Genomic DNA, 16,508 nt, shown 5'->3' on the forward strand with positions numbered 1-16,508 from the left:
GCATCTTGGAAAAACGTGAAATATATGAATTTGAAAACCGCTTCTTTACAGGCGATTCCGAAGAAGTCTTAAAAAGCCTTCCTGAAAATAGCGTCGACCTTGTACTCACATCGCCGCCATACGCAGATCGGCGGGACTACGGGGGCAAAGCGGAGATGATACATCCAGACGATTATATCGAGTGGTTCATACCGAAGGCGTGGCAGATCAAGCGTTTGCTCAAGGACAATGGTAGTTTCGTGCTTAATATTTCCGACAAGGTAGTAGGAGGGTATCAGCATCTGTACGTATTCGAGCTCGTCATACGCCTCTGTAAGGAGCTCGGATTCCATCTCGTACGTGATTATATTTGGTACAATCCAGCTACACCACCTAATGTCTTTTCACGTGGTGGATTTGGTCGCACAAAAAAGTCGCATGAGTACTGCTTCTGGTTCGCAAAAGGCGACACGTGGACGTTCAACATGGATCCAATACGTAGGCCTTACAGCAAGGACATGCAGAAGTTTCTCGCTGGTAAAGGAAAAGGTGATCGAGCGCAGAACAGTCGGCCAAGCACTCACAACTTTAATTGTGAAAAAGTGTGGACTGACAAGGGCGGAGCCGATCCCGGTTCGGTCATAGAGATCGGCAATACGAACAGCAACGACGTATTCTCTAAGCTTTGCAAGGAACGTGGAATAGCTCATCCAGCACGCTTTCCTGAGAAACTCGCCGAATTTTTCATATTGGCAGGCACGGAACCGGGTTCGCTTGTACTCGACCCGTTCTCGGGCTCTGGCACAACTGCTGTTACAGCAGCGAAGAACGGTAGGAGATGGATAGGAATAGACGCGAACCCGGACTATTGTGATCTTGCCGCTGCACGCATGCAACTCGAGGTGGAGGGAGTCAGCGCAGATGCTTGACCAGTTAAAAGCCTCTGGATATGTTACGGTATGTTGCGACGGTGCTGAGGGGATGCATCGGCTCCCTGACAAGTCTATCAAACTCATTTATGGGTCACCGCCATATCCGAACGCGGAACGTGATTATGGCGTGTGGAAGGCATCGGAGTATATCGAGAAAATGACGCCGTTTATCGATGCATCTGTTCTAAAATTACGAGATGATGGCTTCATAGTAATTAATGTTAAGGCCAACCGTGAGAAAGCAACCTCGAAAGTGTCGTCGAAAAGATCTCTCATTGTTGAGAAGCTCGCCATATTACTCGAGGAGCACTGGGGCCTATCGTGTGTCGATATTGAGATATGGGTAAAGGAGAATCCAGTGCCGACAGGGCTTAGGGTGGCATGTCAGGATGCATATGAGCAGAACCTATGGTTCTCGAAATCACCGAAATGGACGATCAACCTTGATGCAATCCGTAGACCATACGAGTCACACAGTGTGAAGACGTACGGTGAGTACGAGTACAAACCCCGGTCAAACGGGCTGACGTATGTTCGTAAAAACAAGAGGATCGAACCGCACCCAATCGGAGCATTGCCGAAAAATGTTATCAGCGGGGGAGTATCAGCGCGAATTGGTGATCATCAGGCTACACAGCCGATGTACCTTCCAGAAAAATACATCAAAGCGACAACCGAAATAGGGGACCTCGTCGTCGACCCTTGGATGGGGAGTGGCACAACCGGCTTCACCGCCTTGTCGCTCGGCCGAAGGTTTGTCGGCTTCGATTTGGTACAGAATTACGTCACCACAGCCGATGAGATATTCGAGAAGCTGAATGAGGACGGAACCAGAGTATGAGCATAGGAGAACAGGCATCGAGACTCAGTAAGCAAAAACTTAATCAGATATTCATAGATGGCCTCGGTAGTCATGTGAAACAGCACAGCGGTATGTCTTCTGTACCGATACTCGTTGACCTCGCGTCTCCTTTTCCGCTTCGTATTCGGGCGTATCTGTTCAACTGCACGAACCCACCAGGAGGGCGACCAATCGACGAGTACAAGTTTCAGATCATCCTGCCTGGACAAAGGCGAGGTAGTCGTGGGTCGCTCGACTACTCTGATGGCCGTCTGCCGCTACTCGCAGCGTACGCTCGGATGACGGATGAGATCGAGGGTGGCGTATTCGTTCTGTGGGATCCATATAAACACAAAGACTTTGCATACAGTGCAAATATGCAGGTGCGCGCCGAAACAATCATAAGAGCACTTTATGAGCCGGTGGCTTTAAGCAAGCGCAATAACGGCGAGACGATACTTGCGGCGCGGCCAGATCATGTGGTTGATGCAATAAGAATGAGAGTAGAAATTCTGCGAGAAGAGGCGGAAGAATGAGGCTCGACAGCTTCGAGTTCAAAACTTCATACAATAAAGCCGAGGATAACATCGCGGATGAGTTTTACCTACCGTGTATGAGAACTGCAGTTAAGTACGAACGTATATCCGGCTTTTTCGGCAGTACGATCTACATTATCGCGTGGAGCGCACTCAAGGAGTTCATACAGCGCGGTGGTAAGATTCGTATCATATGCTCGCCATGCATATCAGACGCAGACGAGATGGCTCTCTCTGAAGGATACTCGGCGCGAAACAATGAGATACTCGCTGAATCTATTAAATCTGAGGTCGAAGCATTGTTCGCAAGCCCAGCATTGTCTGCACCAGCCAGGCTACTAGCGTATATGGTCACCGAAGAGATAATAGACGTCAAAATCGCGGTTCCCGGAGTGCACGCGGGTGCCGACGCACGACGGATGTTCCATGATAAGGTAGGAGTGTTTACCGACAATGAGTCGCTTTCCGTGGGCTTCAGAGGCTCCATGAATGAGACATTTAATGGCCTTTCGTCTGACGGAAACATCGAATCAATAGACGTATTCCCGAGTTGGGCGGATACGCGTGACAGAGAGCGTGTAGAGAATGCAATCAGCTTCTTTGGACGTCTCTGGAATGGTTTCGTCCCCGGTGTGACTGTCTACTCCTTTCCATCTGACGTAAAGGCTGTACTGAAGGAAAAAGCGAAAGGTGCTGACTGGGAAAAGCTGCTCGAAGAAATCAAGGTAATCGAGAGCGCGGCTTCCAAGTGGAAGCCAGATAAGGGACTCGGTGGGAAGTTGCCGCGTACACATCAGACGAATGCGTTGGAAGCATGGGTCGCCAACGGCCGAAGAGGTATCCTTGAGCACGCGACCGGTAGCGGGAAGACATTCACGGCGATGTGTGCAATCCGTGATGCTTTCGCGAGAGGCGAGACGGCTCTAGTGCTTGTGCCATCTCGTGATCTACTAAAGCAGTGGTACAGCGAACTCACTGAAACGATCGGAGACATACAAGTTTACTATCTTCTTTGCGGTGATGAGCATACCGAATGGCGTAAGGGCAATACACTTAGTTCATGGACGACCCCGAAATTAAGTCAAAATCGGGTGATCATATCGACGATGGATACAGCGGCTTCACCCGATTTTATTGGAGACCTAACGCAGGGAGATAATATCTTCCTTATAGCAGACGAGGTGCACAGACTCGGAAGTCCGGAGCGTCGAAGGATACTCACGATCAACTCGGGGGCACGGCTGGGCCTCTCGGCAACCCCGCGTCGATATGGTGATCATCTCGGCACGCAAGCGCTTCTAGACTACTTCGATGGAATCATTCCACCACCGTTCACGCTTGAGGACGCTATCAATAGTGGAGTTCTGACGAAGTATTTTTACTACCCCCAGAAGCTTTCGCTCACAAAAGCAGAGCAGGAGCGATGGGATGAAATCACAGACGAGATCAGGAAGTTAGTCGCGAAAGCTGGAAAGAACATCGACTTACAGACACATCCTCGGCTTAAGATGCTATTGATAAGTAGAGCCCGAATTGTAAAAAACGCATCAGGCAAAGTTCCACTTGCAATCGAAACGCTTCGCAAACATTACCGCGCTGGGCAAAAGTGGATTATATACTGCGACAATATAAATCAGTTGAAAGACGTCCTAAGAAGTGCTATGGAAGCGGGATTTGATGCCTATGAGTATTACGCTGACATGGATGGTGCCCGAGATATGACGATCTCTTATTTCGAGAACAACGGTGGAGTTCTAGTGTCGATCAAGTGCCTAGATGAAGGCGTCGACATTCCGTCGACCACACATGCACTAATTCTTGCTTCATCACAAAACCCACGGGAGTTCATCCAGCGTAGGGGACGTATTTTGCGGCGGGCTTCGGGTAAGCATTTCGCAGAACTGTATGACACTATTACCATGCCAGTGATGGCAGAGGATGAGAATGAGAGGAACCTGTCAATTATCTCGGCTGAACTGTCCCGTGCGATACAGTTTGGAAGTAGCGCAGAGAACCCAGCGTGCGTCATTGACCTCAAGAATATTGCAGCTGATTTCCAGATAGATTTTAACAAGCTGACAAACGGAGGAATAGAAGGCGATGAATAGTATTGAAGTCGAAGAACTGCTCAAGGTACTTGAAGCAGTCAGATCGGAAAAATATCCGGGCATCCCAGCTGAACTTATTGAGGCAATTGTGTATGCGCAGTTTGAAAATCAGGACAACCTGGAGCAGGGTAGTAGAATAACGAGAAAGCTCGTCGATGAGTACATGAAAGACATAACACTCGACGAGACAAAGGCGGGGTGAAGTCGTGCTGAGATTTAATAGTCTTACCGTTGAAGATTTTGGCCCATTCAAGGGTAACCAAACAATAGACTTCACAACTGAAAATGGTGTAATTATTTCTTGGGGTAACAATGGGCGAGGAAAAACAAAGCTGTTGAATGCTTTCAGGTATGCCCTCTATGGGAAGTTTCAAAGTAGGCGCGGGGCAAACGTCGATTTGACGAAGCTCTCCAATATTGAGAGCCGCGGTGAGGGGAAGTTTGGATTTAAGGTCGTACTGCGCATGACGGACGGTATCAGCCAATATGAGTTGACACGGCAGTATAAGCCCCGAAAGGGTGTAGTAAAGCCAGTTAAAAACGATGACTACGAGCAGTACGTTTACTTGAAAAAGGACGGTGGGATACTGCCAATTGCAGAGGCTGACCACATTCTCAAGCTGATCATGCCTGAGCAGGTCTCACGGTTCTTCCTTTTTGATGGGGAGCTATTGCAGGAATACGAAGATCTCATCATGGAGGATACCACAGAGGGTGCTGCAATTAAGGGGGCGATAGAGAATATTCTTGGCGTACCGGTCCTTACCAATAGTGCAACAGCCGCAGAGATCGTGCACGAAGATTACATGAAAGCTATGACTAGAGTTGCCAAGAGCAATCAGCAGACCGAGCAGATCGGCGCAACAATCGAAGCGTTCGAGGCAGGACTGCAGAAACATGTCGACGAGTTTGAGCGAATGCGTGCAGAACTTACCCAGGAGCAGTTGAAGAAGGCACAACTCACAGGCGAGGCAGAGCAAAATGAGCACGTGAGATCGCTGCTTAATACGATGAACTCACTCGAAGCGTCCTTAGAGGAGAAGAAGGCTCGCCGTGGTGATTTACTTAGTCAAATCGTCATTACGACAAAAGATGCATGGAAGGGTCTTGTCGGAGCTCAAGTATCTGCTGTATTGTCAGGAATTCAGAGAAGGGTACAGGAACTCGAGGGCAAGGAGAAAGCTCAGCAGGTCGCAAGAGCTTTTGTTGAAGAGATGAAGACTGCGGCTAGTAAAAAACACTGTCATCTTTGCGACCAGAATGTTCCTGACAATCTGATCGAAAAAATCGAAGAGCGTATAAAAAGTGCCGAGAGTAGCTATGGAGGATTAACGGCTGAAGAAGCAGTGGAACTCAAAGGTCTGCAATACCGCCGTACAGAGCTTGAGTCCATGCAGTTTCCAGGTGTCAAGGATAAGCTTGAAGTGCTTGAGCAGCAGCTCGTTCAGGTCCGAGTCGAAATCGGCAACAATGAACGCGAGATTAAAGAAGTTCGGGAGGAGCTCGAGCGGCACGGAGATATTAAGGATTTGTCAGCTGCTACACAGGAAAACATTCGGGCACTCGCCACGTGTCTAAAGAAGATTGAGAACCTGGAAGAGGGCAAACGTCTCGAAAATGAGAAGATCATAAGCATTAAAAACGCAATTGCTGGTCAATATTCAAAGCTAGAGAAGGCTGCCACCAGCGATGACATGCTACTAGCAAAGAAAAAGGCAGACATTTGTGAGCAAATCGTCTCTATCTTTGAAGAAGGTATCACGAAATACCGTAATGAGCTAAAAACTAAAGTTGAGAGGGACGCGTCAAATTTGTTTGTTAAAATTACGAATGACCCGGACTATGTCAAACTCCTCATAAACGATAACTATGGACTTGAAATTGCGCACTCAACTGGTGAGATCGTACCATTAAGATCATCAGGCAACGAGCACGTAGTAGCCTTGGCACTGATTGGCGCCCTACATAAGAATGCGCCGCTTCAAGGGCCAGTCATCATGGACTCGCCCTTCGGTAGGCTCGACCCAATCCATAAGAAGAACATTACGAAGGCACTTCCAGCGCTTTCTGATCAAGTCATTCTTCTGGCGTATACCAGCGAAATTGATGAACAGTTTGCTCGAGATACGCTTGGATCTGCACTGAAAAAAGAATATAGACTCGAACGACGTACATCGTTCGACACACGCATCGAGCCGGAAACGACGGGGGGGGGTTCTTTTGTATGAGTGATTTAATAAACGTCCATCTTTCGAAGGCTGCTAATACGGTGGTAGAGCGGATGGTATCCTCCGGGTGTTTTGAGAATAAAATCATAGCAGCTAAGTTTGCAATGGCATATGCAATAAAGAACCACTTCGACGAATTTGATCCAGCCTCTTACCAGTTACCTGACAGCGATGGTAGTAATTACGGTATCGGTACTGTGGATCCAGACGGTCAGCTTGCAAAACTGCTACGAGCACTATATCCAGAAACGACAACACCTTACTTATACGCACGTGCTCTCATGGTCTTTGGCCTTAATAAGCTTGGAGAGAGGTTTGAACGTGAAGGACTGCAAATGATTAGCTCACTCATGTGATTGCTGAAACTTTGAGTCTTATGGTTAACATTGGTTAATTGAATTGATTATTGCTAAAGACAAATGCCCTAATCCATTGGACTAGGGCATTTTTATATTACTTAAATTCCGGAAAAACGAGGGATGTAGTAGTAGTTCCGGGGTAAATCATTTCAATTTTTCTCCGTTAGCCATGTTATAGTGACCCTAGAGTTATCTTTACTCTATGCAACTACACTAAACATTCGAAACTAGATATTGCGGCGGGTTGTGATTTTGAACAACCACGATTCGACTCCATAACTGCTATTTAAAAGAGACGCCTGATAAAGGGTCTTTTTCATAGTTGTAATATCTCAGATATTTTATGAAAAGGAATTCTTCATCTACATGGTGAAGTAGAATAGTACTTGGTCAAGAAAGAAAACTACCAGAAACGAGGTTCAACATGCCAATTCAAGTAAGAAGCTGGACACACGATGCTTCAATTCCAAATTTAATCGGAATAAAAAAAGTGGACTGGTCTATTTTTGAATATGGATCGACGATACCGAACGATTTCGTTAGATTTTTCAATCAGGCTAATCGAGGCGAATTGGTTGAGGTAGGTGAAGGAAAACAACTAACTCTTATTTATAATGGGGCTCATTATCAAGCCTCATTAAGAAATGTTGATCAATCGAGTGTAGGAAGAGCTACGATTCAAATACGTTATCACTCTCCAGAGATTAAGGAGCTTATGCAATCCGTTTTTAAAGCTTCTTATGACTATATCATTAAGCGAAAACCTCAGGATCCTGGCAACAAGAAACAAGTGCCTGTTCCAGACGAAATAGCAGAATTTATCGAGTTTTACTCAACAGATGAACCATTTAAGTATGAAATGAGACTGATACCTACTAAGGGTACTAAATCCCCTAACATCTGGTGGGTCAACCAAGGCGCGACTCTTAATGCGGAAAGGGAAGAAGGTCTACTGTGGGCGCCTTTGTTTGGAAAAGGAGGACGCTCGCAATATCATTGGGATACGATGGATGAAGTGAGAAAAGGCGATATCATCTTACATTACGCGAATGGATCATTGCGGTTTGTAAGTAAGGCGATTGAAGACCCTGCTCATGCTCCGAAGCCCAGTTCGATGGCAAGTTCGAGTTGGGAGGAGCAAGGTAGGCTTATTCGTGCGGAGTACTTCGCAATTGAGCCGAATATTCCTTTGAGTAATTTTGCTCAAGAAATTTTGAAGTTAAATATTCATCAAGGTCCCATTCATTCAGGTGGTGGGGTGAAGCAAGGTTACCTATTCCGGTTCTCCGTCCCGGGGTTAAAAGTCATCCAAGATCAATCACCTCAAGTGAAATGGCCAGATTTTACGCAAATAAAGGGAGATTACAATATGGATGATGTAGAAGTTAGCCCAACTCTTATTGAGGATACAGGGGTAGTAAAAGTTTTGAGTAGGATCAAAGCTTATATCAGTGAGAAGGGTTTTAATTACCCACCGCACCTCATCGAAAACTTCTACCTCTCCCTCAAAACCAAACCTTTCGTCATCCTAGCAGGCGTATCGGGAACCGGGAAAACCAAACTGATCAAGCTCTTTGCGGAGGCGATGGGGGCGACTTCGGAAAATGGCCAGTTTACGCTGATCCCGGTTCGGCCAGATTGGAGTGATCCGTCGGATTTGATTGGCTATAGTGACTTGTCTGGCAAGTTTCGGCCTGGGCGTGTTACCGAGGTATTGTTGGGGGCATCCCATAACCCAAGCAAACCTTATTTTATCTGCCTTGATGAGATGAACCTGGCACGAGTAGAACACTATTTCAGCGATATGCTCAGTATTCTGGAGACTCAAGAATGGCGCGATAGACGTATTGCTACTGATCCGATCATTCAGCGCAGCTCACTTGTGCAGGAAGAGGATCAAGAGACTTATGGCAATCTGTCGATTCCGGAAAATGTGTACTTGATTGGGACCGTCAATATGGACGAGACAACCCATCCTTTTAGTAAAAAGGTACTCGACCGGGCAAATACAATTGAGTTCAATGATATCTTCTTGGCTCAATTTCCTGACGAGGAGACAGGGGGCGAGCAACGAACAGACGCCATGCCAAATCTGTTCCTAAGAAGTGACTATCTGCAGCTAGTAGATGCCTACCATGCGGAATCTAAAGCACTGATTACGAAGACGACCGATATATTGGTGCGTATCAACGGCATTTTGGAGGAGATCCATGCGCATGTCGGTTTTCGGATTCGGGATGCGGTGTGTTTTTATATGCTCTATAACCAGCGGTTTGGGTTGCTTACCGAGGATGAGGCGTTGGATCACCAGTTGCTCCAGAAAATATTGCCTCGCATTCAAGGCAGCAGCGCTTCGATCCGGAGAGTTCTTCTGAACTTGATACGGGAGTGTGTGGGTTCCTCTTTTGCCGTCAATGAGTATATAGAGGATACGACTTCATTGTTCGAGGGGAGTAAGCTCAAACCCCTTCTCGATCAGGCCAAGTATCCACGTAGTGCAAGGAAAATCGCTTCGATGTTACGGAGGCTTGAAGAAGATGGATTCACCTCTTACTGGTTATCGTAATGCGCCAATTGAGTTGCTACGCATTGAGACCAATCTGTTTGATCTAAGTATCAAAGGGAAGCCATTTCATCCGACCGTTGAGACGATGCAGCTTCATCGGCAGGCGGATGAGGTGTGGGTGGACGCCCATTTTCAAGTAGAAGTCCCCTCGCCGAAAGTGGAGATGAACTCGCTTCAAGTCTTTTCGCATGAGTCCTCGGGCCTCCGAACTTGGAATCCTGGTGATCCGGCAGATCCCTTGTTTTATGAAACACAAGCTTATGAGTTCGTAGTGGAGAAGAGACAGGAGGATCTGCCGATCGTCTTCTTCCATGAAAATCTTCACTTACGGCAAGCGGTTAACCCTGTAGGCCGTCATGGCCGTGTTTTGTCGGGAATCCTTAACTTTCAGAATGAGGTTGGCCTCTCGGAGCTGGAGCTTCGCCTGCATGGCGAGGTGATCTTTAAGCTGCAGCTTGAAGTGTTCCCATCCAAAATGGATTACAAGCGCGATTACGAAGTGATTTTGCGAGAGGTGAATGAGCAGATTTATAATCTGTCTTTTGACTTTTTGCGCAAGACGTTTCATCTTACCGGGTTAAGGGAGACACGGCATCAGAGTGTGACGGAGTTTTTTACGATATTACAGCAGGTTTTTGGGCAACTGACCCAAGGGATCGATCGGATCAAAAATGCCCCTCACTATAAAATGCGCCGTGAATCTCATCTTGTAGAGGCGTCGAAGGCGAAGCGCGTGGGGAAGGAGAATATCGCCTTTTTGCGCAAAAGGCCGGAGCTGTTTGTTCCGGGGCAGGAGCTGCCTACGCATGTGCTTGAAACCCGGCGGTATATGGACTTCGATACGGCGGAGAATCGGTTCATCCGCTGGGTGTTGCTGCGCATTACCTCGAAGCTGAAGGAGCTACGGTCCTACGCAGCAAAAAAAGGAACCGCGGATCCCGTCTTGCTGAAGAAAATTGACGTGATGAGTTCGCAGTTGCAGCGGCTGTTACAGCAGGATTTTTTACAAGTCGGGGAGATGAAGCAGGCTTCGATCACGCTGGTCCTGCAGATGGCTCCGGGGTATCGGGAGGTCTATCGGATTTACCTCTTGCTGATGAAGGGGCTCTCGATTCAAGGGGATCTGTTCCGGTTATCGATGAAGGATCTGGCGCAGTTATATGAGTACTGGTGTTTCCTGAAAATCCACGATTTGATGCGGCGGAAATATGAGCTGGTGAGCCAGGATTTGATTAAGGTGAATCGGAAGGGTCTTTTTGTGACGCTGGATCGCGGGCAGAAGGCGAAGATGGTCTATCGGAACCCGCGAAATGGGGAGGTGTTTACGCTCTACTACAATTCCCTGCCTCAGGGAGACGGCCACTCTACGTTGGCGCAGAGACCCGATAATGTGCTGACCTTGAAAAAGAATGACGCGGCGATTGAGTATAAGTATATTTTTGATGCGAAATACCGCTTGAACCCAGCCTATGAGGGGACGCCTTACTGGAAGAAGTACAAGCAGCCGGGGCCTGAGGAGGACGACATCAACACGATGCACCGTTACCGGGATGCGATTGTGTACCAGGATCAACGGAACGGCGAGTATGAGCGGAGTATGTTTGGGGCGTATGTGCTGTTTCCGTATCCGGATGAGGCGAAGTTTAGGGAGCATCCTTTTTACAAAAGCATTCAGCTCGTCAACATCGGGGCAATCCCGTTTCTGCCAAATACGACGGATTTGATGGACCAACTGCTGGAGGAGATCATCCAAGACAGCCCGGAGAAAGCCTACGAACGTTCCACTCGCCCTCGCGGGACGAAGGAATATTACTACAACAAGTTTGCGGGCAAAAATGTTCTGGTGGGTTCGCTCAGGGGGCCCTCCCAGCTGGATATGGCGTTGAAGTATCAGTTCTACCATATGCCGCTGAAGAATATCGTCGACCACAAGTTGCTGACTCAAATCGAATACATCGCCATGTGCCAGTCTCGCAAAAAGTTCCAAGGCCCCGGGAACACGGGGATTCATTGGTATGGACGGGTTCGGGATTGGAAGGTGGTCCGGAGACGGGAAATCACGGAACGTCCGGCTCGGCCCGGGACGGAAGAGGAGCTTTATGTGAAGTTTACGATCGAACGATGGGAGCGGCGGGACCAGCCGATTGCTTTAGGAGGACAAGGGATTTACACCTGCCTCTACACGAGTAAGTACATGTTTGATCGGGCCAGTGAGATTGCGGAATTGAAGCTGGAGAATGAGGAAGACCTGAGGGAATGGCGCGAAGCTCGCAGACTGGGCAAGGTGAAAGTGCAACTGGATCATACGGATGTGGACTTGGCCGAGAAAGTGGTGGGGATTCGGGTGGAGGAGTCGTAGGGGCGTGGCTCACCATTATGAACACCATCCGCAAGAGGAGGGTGTTTTGCATTTTATGAATTGGGAACCGTGATGCAGTGAGCCTCAATAATCGAAACCATCTCTTGAAAATGAAAGCGATGATTAACCATATCTACAGTAAAATCCTCGGCTTTCTTTGTGTCCATCTTGAAGAGCAGGTCATTATAGCGCAGGAATACAACCAGTGCTGTAAAGGCAGTCCGTTTGTTTGCGTTGTGAAAAGGATGGTTTTGGCCGAGGGATTCGAACATAGCTGCGGCTTTTTCGAAAATTGTAGGATAAGCATCTTCGCCAAAGGCAGAAGATTGAGGTCGATGGACAGCCGATTCGAGCAATCCAGGTTCTTTAACTCCAATGTGTTCCCCCGGGCTATATCGTTGAATCATGGCAACATTGATTGCTATTACTTCTTGGACGGATAAATAACGGATGGATGTCATCTGTCTTTAAGTCCTCGAAGCGTTTGATCGTATTCTTCAATGACATCCGTCAATGTATCCATGAAGTCCGCACTTATTCCTTCAGGCAAGGAGACTTTTGTTGACTTCTTAATAATAATTTCTCCTGTGGCTGGACTAACATCAATGGTGACGGTGTCACCTTGATCCAGTCCAATTTGCTTCAAGGCATCCGTCATGGTTATACCGAGGCTGTTGCCAAATTTGGTCACTTTCCGTTCCATCTCAATCATCCTGTTCATTAGGTTTCCTCCTTATCATCATATTCAATTGTTATAACAATTATACAGTTATAAAATCGAGAAGACAATCAGGCTGACCTGGAATTGAGCCGATTACGGGGCGTCCCAGTATCGCATACGATGCTTAGGTTAGGTGACATCAAAACCGTGACTACACCTGTAGAAGCTTGTGTTGTCTTCATTCATACGGATGATAGAAGACCCTATGCGAAACGGTCAGCTCAAGCCGTGGCGGAAAGCTTGTCAACTCAGGTTGATAAGCTTTCTTTTTATTTCTATACTATTGATAATCGTTATCACTCGTGGAGATCGATAGATTTTCGAGATTGGTCGAAGGGACTGCGTATTAACATGAATCAGAATAGATCAGCCGGGATTCCATTTCGCGATCTGCATTTTTCGATGACCGGCATCCACTATCGAAAACTAACAACCGGGTTAACGGATGAGCTGACAGGTACGCATACGCTGTTGCTGATTGCAGGAGGACAAGGAAAGCTTGAGGGGAGCGGCCTCCATGTCGAGATGAATCGGGGGAACAGTCTATTGTTGCCTCCGGTAACCACAGCGAGGATCCATCAAGAGGGGAAGCAAACGCTTCTCTATTATTTGCTGTCCTTCACGGTGTATCGTATGGAAGATGCACGAGGGAATGGAGAGGTTCGTCTGATACCAAGCAGCCAAGAAGAGGCGCTTCCATATGGAGATATGGCGGCAACGGCGTTCAGTCGGCTAGAGGAAATGATGATGGAATTGTACCGGCATGCTGACGAACATGAGGGTCAACTTCAGATGGCCGATCACTTCCGATTTCAGAATTTGATGTATTTTATTCTCGAACGGAAGGTTGACCCAGCGGGGAAGGAAAGTCCGGAAGCGGCTGTGGGCCGGACGATTCAGTACATCCAGCAGCATTATCAAGAAGCGATAAACGTGGAGCAACTGGCGCAAATGGCGGGCATAAGCCGGCGCTGGTACAGTTCCTTATTCAAGGAACAAACAGGGCAAAGCCCAAACCATTATTTAACCGATCTTCGAATCCGCCGTGCGAAGGAAATGCTTCATATGACCGGCAACCGTTTCTATGACATCGCGCGGCAAGTCGGCTTTCAGGACGAACACTATTTCAGCAGGCGTTTCAAGCAGACCGTCGGACTTTCTCCACGGCAGTATGTTACGAACCGGCGATATCTGGATGTCCGTCACGTATCCGGAGCTTCTGTATTCGCTTGGCATTACGCCAGTCGCCGCCCTCGTATTCCAGAATGATTTCCCCTCCTATCTTAAAAGTGAGTTTTCAGGTGTCTATCGCTTGAACGGTTCGAAGAAGCCCGATTATGAATCCATTCGGTCAGCAAGGCCCGACTTCATACTGGCACCGGCCTGGCAGGACCAGCATCACTACGAGGAGTTGTCCCGAATAGCTCCGACCGTATTGCTGCCTGAACAAGAGGATTGGCGAGATGAATTGCGGGATATGGCGGAAATTTTGGGAAAGAGAAAAGAAGCCGAACGAGTCATACAGGATTATGAGTCCAGAATCGCTGTTGCGAAAGAGCATTTGCAGTCGATGATCGGAGACGAATCGGTCATGTATGTGCGGATATCGGGAGATGAAGCCTATATCCATGGCATGCATTCGCATAGAGGAAAAACCATTCACCGGGAACTGGGATTAAAGCCTGCCGCGTTATTATATAACGAGAATCCGGGTATCGCTTTGTCCAGCGAGACCTTAAGGCGATTAAGTATCGATCATATCATTCTGCATATCGACGAACAGATACAAGCTAGGGAATTCTATGAGGAATTGTCGCAAAGCGAGCAGTGGAACGGTTTGACGGCGGTCATGAATAAGCAGGTATATCCTGTAAGAGGCAGGGATTGGTATAACTTTTCTTTTTCTCCAATCGCTACATGTTATGCCGCGGAAGAAATGGTTCGGATTCTTGAAAAAAGGCAACGCAATCCTCGACATTCCTAAAACGGAAGATGCACTTCCCAATTCTCCAAGCGGTCGTTCTCATTCCTCCATAGGCTGAGTCCAGTGGTTTCTTTATAATGAGAATGAGAATTATTATTAATTAGACCATAGACTTGGAGGAAAGATGCGAATGAAACGGACAAGAAGCAGGATGGCCTTATTCGTATCCTTAGGGGTACTTTTGTTGTGCGCAGCTTGCGGTGCGGGGGGCAATGAGCCGGCTCCTGCGGCCGAAGAAACATCGAATACAGCATCAAATGCGACCCAGACAGTAACGCCATCGGCAGCAGATAAGCAGCGTGTCGTCAAAAGCATGAAAGGGGATATTACGGTGCCCGCCGATCCTGCAAGAGTGATTGGCACTACGGTGACCTATCCGGAGTTCTTATTTGCGCTTGGCATAACGCCGGTTGCAGCTGAAAATTATCATGAGGAATTCCCTTCGTATTTCAACGGGGCCTTCAAAGAGGTTATAGATCTGGGAGCTGTGGATAGCCCTAATTTCGAAGCCGTACTTGCTGCCGAACCGGATCTCATCCTTGCGCCGGCTTGGAGGGATGAGAAGAGCTACGACCAGCTTGCGAAAATCGCCCCAACGGTGCTGCTGCCGAACCGGGACGATTGGCGCGATGAGCTTCGGGATATCGGGGAAGCGCTCGGAAGAATGGAGAAAGCCGAACAAGCCATTCAGGAATATGAACGTACAACAGGAGAGGCGAAAGAAAAGCTCCAGACGTTAATAGGGGACGAAACCGTTGCTTATATGAGAATAACTCCAAAGGGAGTCTTTATTTATGGGGCAGTTTCAAGCAGAGGGCGTATTATTCACGAGGAGCTTGGCCTGAAACCGGTTGAAGCTTTTCCGAATGAAGAGAGCACCGTGCAGATTTCTTTGGAAATACTGCCGGAATACAATCCGGATCATATCATTCTCCAGGTGGATAGCGGCTCGGAAGCGGAACAAGCGAGAACAGAATATGAAAATATGGCAATCAGTTCAATATGGAAAAATTTGAATGCAGTCAAAAATGGCCATGTTTATCTTGTAGGAGACAATGAATGGTTTAACTTTGGTTTTTCGCCTGTAGCCAACACCTATGCCATTGACGAGATCGTGAAAGTCATTGAACAGAACAACTAACCGGAACGGGGGCGAACCAATGAGCGATGAACTGTCCCGCGTGATCCGGGAGAGGAGAACCGTCAGGAGATACAGCCAGAAGGAAATCACGGATGAGCTTATTCTGGAATTGCTTGACGATGCGGTTTGGGCTCCTTATCATTCGGCCAGGGAACCATGGCGTTTCATCCTGTTTAAAGAAGAAGGACGGAGAACATTTGCGCAGGCCGTTCTCCAAACCTATACCAGGGAAGAGCTCGAGCAATATGGCGAGTCAGCGGAACGGGATTATTGTGATAATGCTGTCGCGCATCTGATTGTTGTCGCCAAAGAAGAACCGCGTCCGAGAGAGGCCGAGGAGGCTCTTCTGGCATGTGCGGCACTGATTCAGAACTTTCAGCTTCTGGCATGGAGCCGAGGTATCGGGGTTGTATGGAAAACTAACGAGTACAATTGGGATCCGCGATTCCGCAAGGCTGTCGGGGTTCGGCCGGGGGAGAAGGTTGTCGGCACGCTTCATATGGGGTACTACCCTTTGGACAAATTACCGAAGCCGCGCCCCCGCCATAGGGCTGAGCAATTAATAAGCTGGCATAAATCGTAAAGTGGAGAGGGCAATCTCTCTCCTTTAGTTAAGACGCAATGAAAACCCGCTCCCTGAGCGGGTTTTTGCTTTTAAAGCTCATATATTTTAACTTTACATTCTGTTACAAAAGGTCAACTTATATCGTTTATACGTTAGAACAGGTTTGTCTGGATTTTATCCGCAAAGAAG

Annotated in this window: 15 protein-coding genes; 13 read left to right on the plus strand and 2 right to left on the minus strand. The window is 47.8% G+C overall.

All coding sequences use genetic code 11. The features are described 5' to 3' along the window. The first annotated feature begins 5 nt into the window (after window positions 1-5). The 9 genes from ACQ4N8_RS00120 to ACQ4N8_RS00160 all read left to right on the plus strand — a co-directional run bounded on the left by ACQ4N8_RS00120 (window position 6) and on the right by ACQ4N8_RS00160 (window position 11,908). Window positions 6-908, plus strand: coding sequence for a DNA-methyltransferase (locus ACQ4N8_RS00120; RefSeq protein WP_430702280.1), 903 nt, complete (start codon window positions 6-8; stop codon window positions 906-908). Beyond that, on the plus strand, window positions 901-1,752 hold the full coding sequence (locus tag ACQ4N8_RS00125) for a DNA-methyltransferase (protein WP_430702281.1): 852 nt from the start codon (window positions 901-903) through the stop codon (window positions 1,750-1,752). Before ACQ4N8_RS00120 ends, ACQ4N8_RS00125 begins: the two co-directional genes overlap by 8 nt. After that, on the plus strand, window positions 1,749-2,288 hold the full coding sequence (locus tag ACQ4N8_RS00130; protein ID WP_430702282.1) for a hypothetical protein: 540 nt from the start codon (window positions 1,749-1,751) through the stop codon (window positions 2,286-2,288). The genes ACQ4N8_RS00125 and ACQ4N8_RS00130 overlap by 4 nt, the downstream gene beginning before the upstream one ends. Next, entirely contained in the window at window positions 2,285-4,396 is a 2,112-nt protein-coding gene (locus tag ACQ4N8_RS00135) for a DEAD/DEAH box helicase family protein (protein WP_430702283.1), read from the plus strand. Before ACQ4N8_RS00130 ends, ACQ4N8_RS00135 begins: the two co-directional genes overlap by 4 nt. Then, a complete protein-coding gene (locus ACQ4N8_RS00140; RefSeq protein WP_430702284.1) occupies window positions 4,389-4,598 on the plus strand; it encodes a hypothetical protein in 210 nt (69 codons plus the stop codon). Before ACQ4N8_RS00135 ends, ACQ4N8_RS00140 begins: the two co-directional genes overlap by 8 nt. A 4-nt stretch (window positions 4,599-4,602) precedes the next feature. Then, window positions 4,603-6,624, plus strand: a complete 2,022-nt coding sequence (locus tag ACQ4N8_RS00145; RefSeq protein WP_430702285.1) for a hypothetical protein — start codon at window positions 4,603-4,605, stop codon at window positions 6,622-6,624. Then, window positions 6,621-6,980, plus strand: a complete 360-nt coding sequence (locus ACQ4N8_RS00150) for a hypothetical protein (protein ID WP_430702286.1) — start codon at window positions 6,621-6,623, stop codon at window positions 6,978-6,980. Before ACQ4N8_RS00145 ends, ACQ4N8_RS00150 begins: the two co-directional genes overlap by 4 nt. A gap of 427 nt (window positions 6,981-7,407) precedes the next feature. Then, window positions 7,408-9,549, plus strand: a complete 2,142-nt coding sequence (locus ACQ4N8_RS00155; RefSeq protein WP_430702287.1) for an McrB family protein — start codon at window positions 7,408-7,410, stop codon at window positions 9,547-9,549. Between the two features lie 271 nt (window positions 9,550-9,820). Beyond that, a complete protein-coding gene (locus ACQ4N8_RS00160; RefSeq protein WP_430702288.1) occupies window positions 9,821-11,908 on the plus strand; it encodes a DUF2357 domain-containing protein in 2,088 nt (695 codons plus the stop codon). Between the two features lie 53 nt (window positions 11,909-11,961). Here ACQ4N8_RS00160 and ACQ4N8_RS00165 read toward each other — a convergent pair whose 3' ends face one another. Continuing rightward, window positions 11,962-12,369 (minus strand): type II toxin-antitoxin system death-on-curing family toxin, encoded by a 408-nt coding sequence (locus ACQ4N8_RS00165; protein WP_270406024.1) that lies wholly within the window; start codon window positions 12,367-12,369, stop codon window positions 11,962-11,964. Next, window positions 12,366-12,629 carry an AbrB/MazE/SpoVT family DNA-binding domain-containing protein gene (locus ACQ4N8_RS00170; RefSeq protein ID WP_055107140.1) on the minus strand — a complete coding sequence of 88 codons (264 nt, stop codon included), beginning with the start codon at window positions 12,627-12,629 and terminating at the stop codon, window positions 12,366-12,368. The genes ACQ4N8_RS00165 and ACQ4N8_RS00170 overlap by 4 nt, the downstream gene beginning before the upstream one ends. A 147-nt stretch (window positions 12,630-12,776) precedes the next feature. On the opposite strand from ACQ4N8_RS00170, the gene ACQ4N8_RS00175 reads away from it, so the two are divergent. The 4 genes from ACQ4N8_RS00175 to ACQ4N8_RS00190 all read left to right on the plus strand — a co-directional run bounded on the left by ACQ4N8_RS00175 (window position 12,777) and on the right by ACQ4N8_RS00190 (window position 16,337). Beyond that, window positions 12,777-13,898, plus strand: a complete 1,122-nt coding sequence (locus ACQ4N8_RS00175; protein ID WP_430702289.1) for an AraC family transcriptional regulator — start codon at window positions 12,777-12,779, stop codon at window positions 13,896-13,898. Further along, on the plus strand, window positions 13,825-14,613 hold the full coding sequence (locus ACQ4N8_RS00180; RefSeq protein ID WP_430702290.1) for an ABC transporter substrate-binding protein: 789 nt from the start codon (window positions 13,825-13,827) through the stop codon (window positions 14,611-14,613). Before ACQ4N8_RS00175 ends, ACQ4N8_RS00180 begins: the two co-directional genes overlap by 74 nt. Window positions 14,614-14,743: 130 nt before the next feature. Next, window positions 14,744-15,754: an ABC transporter substrate-binding protein gene (locus ACQ4N8_RS00185; protein ID WP_430702291.1), complete on the plus strand. Its 1,011-nt coding sequence runs from the start codon at window positions 14,744-14,746 to the stop codon at window positions 15,752-15,754. A gap of 19 nt (window positions 15,755-15,773) precedes the next feature. Further along, window positions 15,774-16,337, plus strand: coding sequence for a nitroreductase family protein (locus tag ACQ4N8_RS00190; protein WP_430702292.1), 564 nt, complete (start codon window positions 15,774-15,776; stop codon window positions 16,335-16,337). Window positions 16,338-16,508: the final 171 nt, after the last annotated feature.

This window comes from Paenibacillus macerans, assembly GCF_050565405.1.
GTDB classification, from domain to species: domain Bacteria; phylum Bacillota; class Bacilli; order Paenibacillales; family Paenibacillaceae; genus Fontibacillus; species Fontibacillus macerans_B.

Bases quoted from the DNA above. Each gene is read 5' to 3' on its own strand.
- ACQ4N8_RS00125 (WP_430702281.1), top strand. From the start codon at position 901: ATGCTTGACCAGTTAAAAGCCTCTGGATATGTTACGGTATGTTGCGAC.
- ACQ4N8_RS00130 (WP_430702282.1), top strand. From the start codon at position 1,749: ATGAGCATAGGAGAACAGGCATCGAGACTCAGTAAGCAAAAACTTAAT.
- ACQ4N8_RS00135 (WP_430702283.1), top strand. From the start codon at position 2,285: ATGAGGCTCGACAGCTTCGAGTTCAAAACTTCATACAATAAAGCCGAG.
- ACQ4N8_RS00140 (WP_430702284.1), top strand. From the start codon at position 4,389: ATGAATAGTATTGAAGTCGAAGAACTGCTCAAGGTACTTGAAGCAGTC.
- ACQ4N8_RS00150 (WP_430702286.1), top strand. From the start codon at position 6,621: ATGAGTGATTTAATAAACGTCCATCTTTCGAAGGCTGCTAATACGGTG.
- ACQ4N8_RS00155 (WP_430702287.1), top strand. From the start codon at position 7,408: ATGCCAATTCAAGTAAGAAGCTGGACACACGATGCTTCAATTCCAAAT.
- ACQ4N8_RS00165 (WP_270406024.1), bottom strand. From the start codon at position 12,369: ATGACATCCATCCGTTATTTATCCGTCCAAGAAGTAATAGCAATCAAT.
- ACQ4N8_RS00170 (WP_055107140.1), bottom strand. From the start codon at position 12,629: ATGAACAGGATGATTGAGATGGAACGGAAAGTGACCAAATTTGGCAAC.
- ACQ4N8_RS00180 (WP_430702290.1), top strand. From the start codon at position 13,825: ATGTCCGTCACGTATCCGGAGCTTCTGTATTCGCTTGGCATTACGCCA.
- ACQ4N8_RS00185 (WP_430702291.1), top strand. From the start codon at position 14,744: ATGAAACGGACAAGAAGCAGGATGGCCTTATTCGTATCCTTAGGGGTA.
- ACQ4N8_RS00190 (WP_430702292.1), top strand. From the start codon at position 15,774: ATGAGCGATGAACTGTCCCGCGTGATCCGGGAGAGGAGAACCGTCAGG.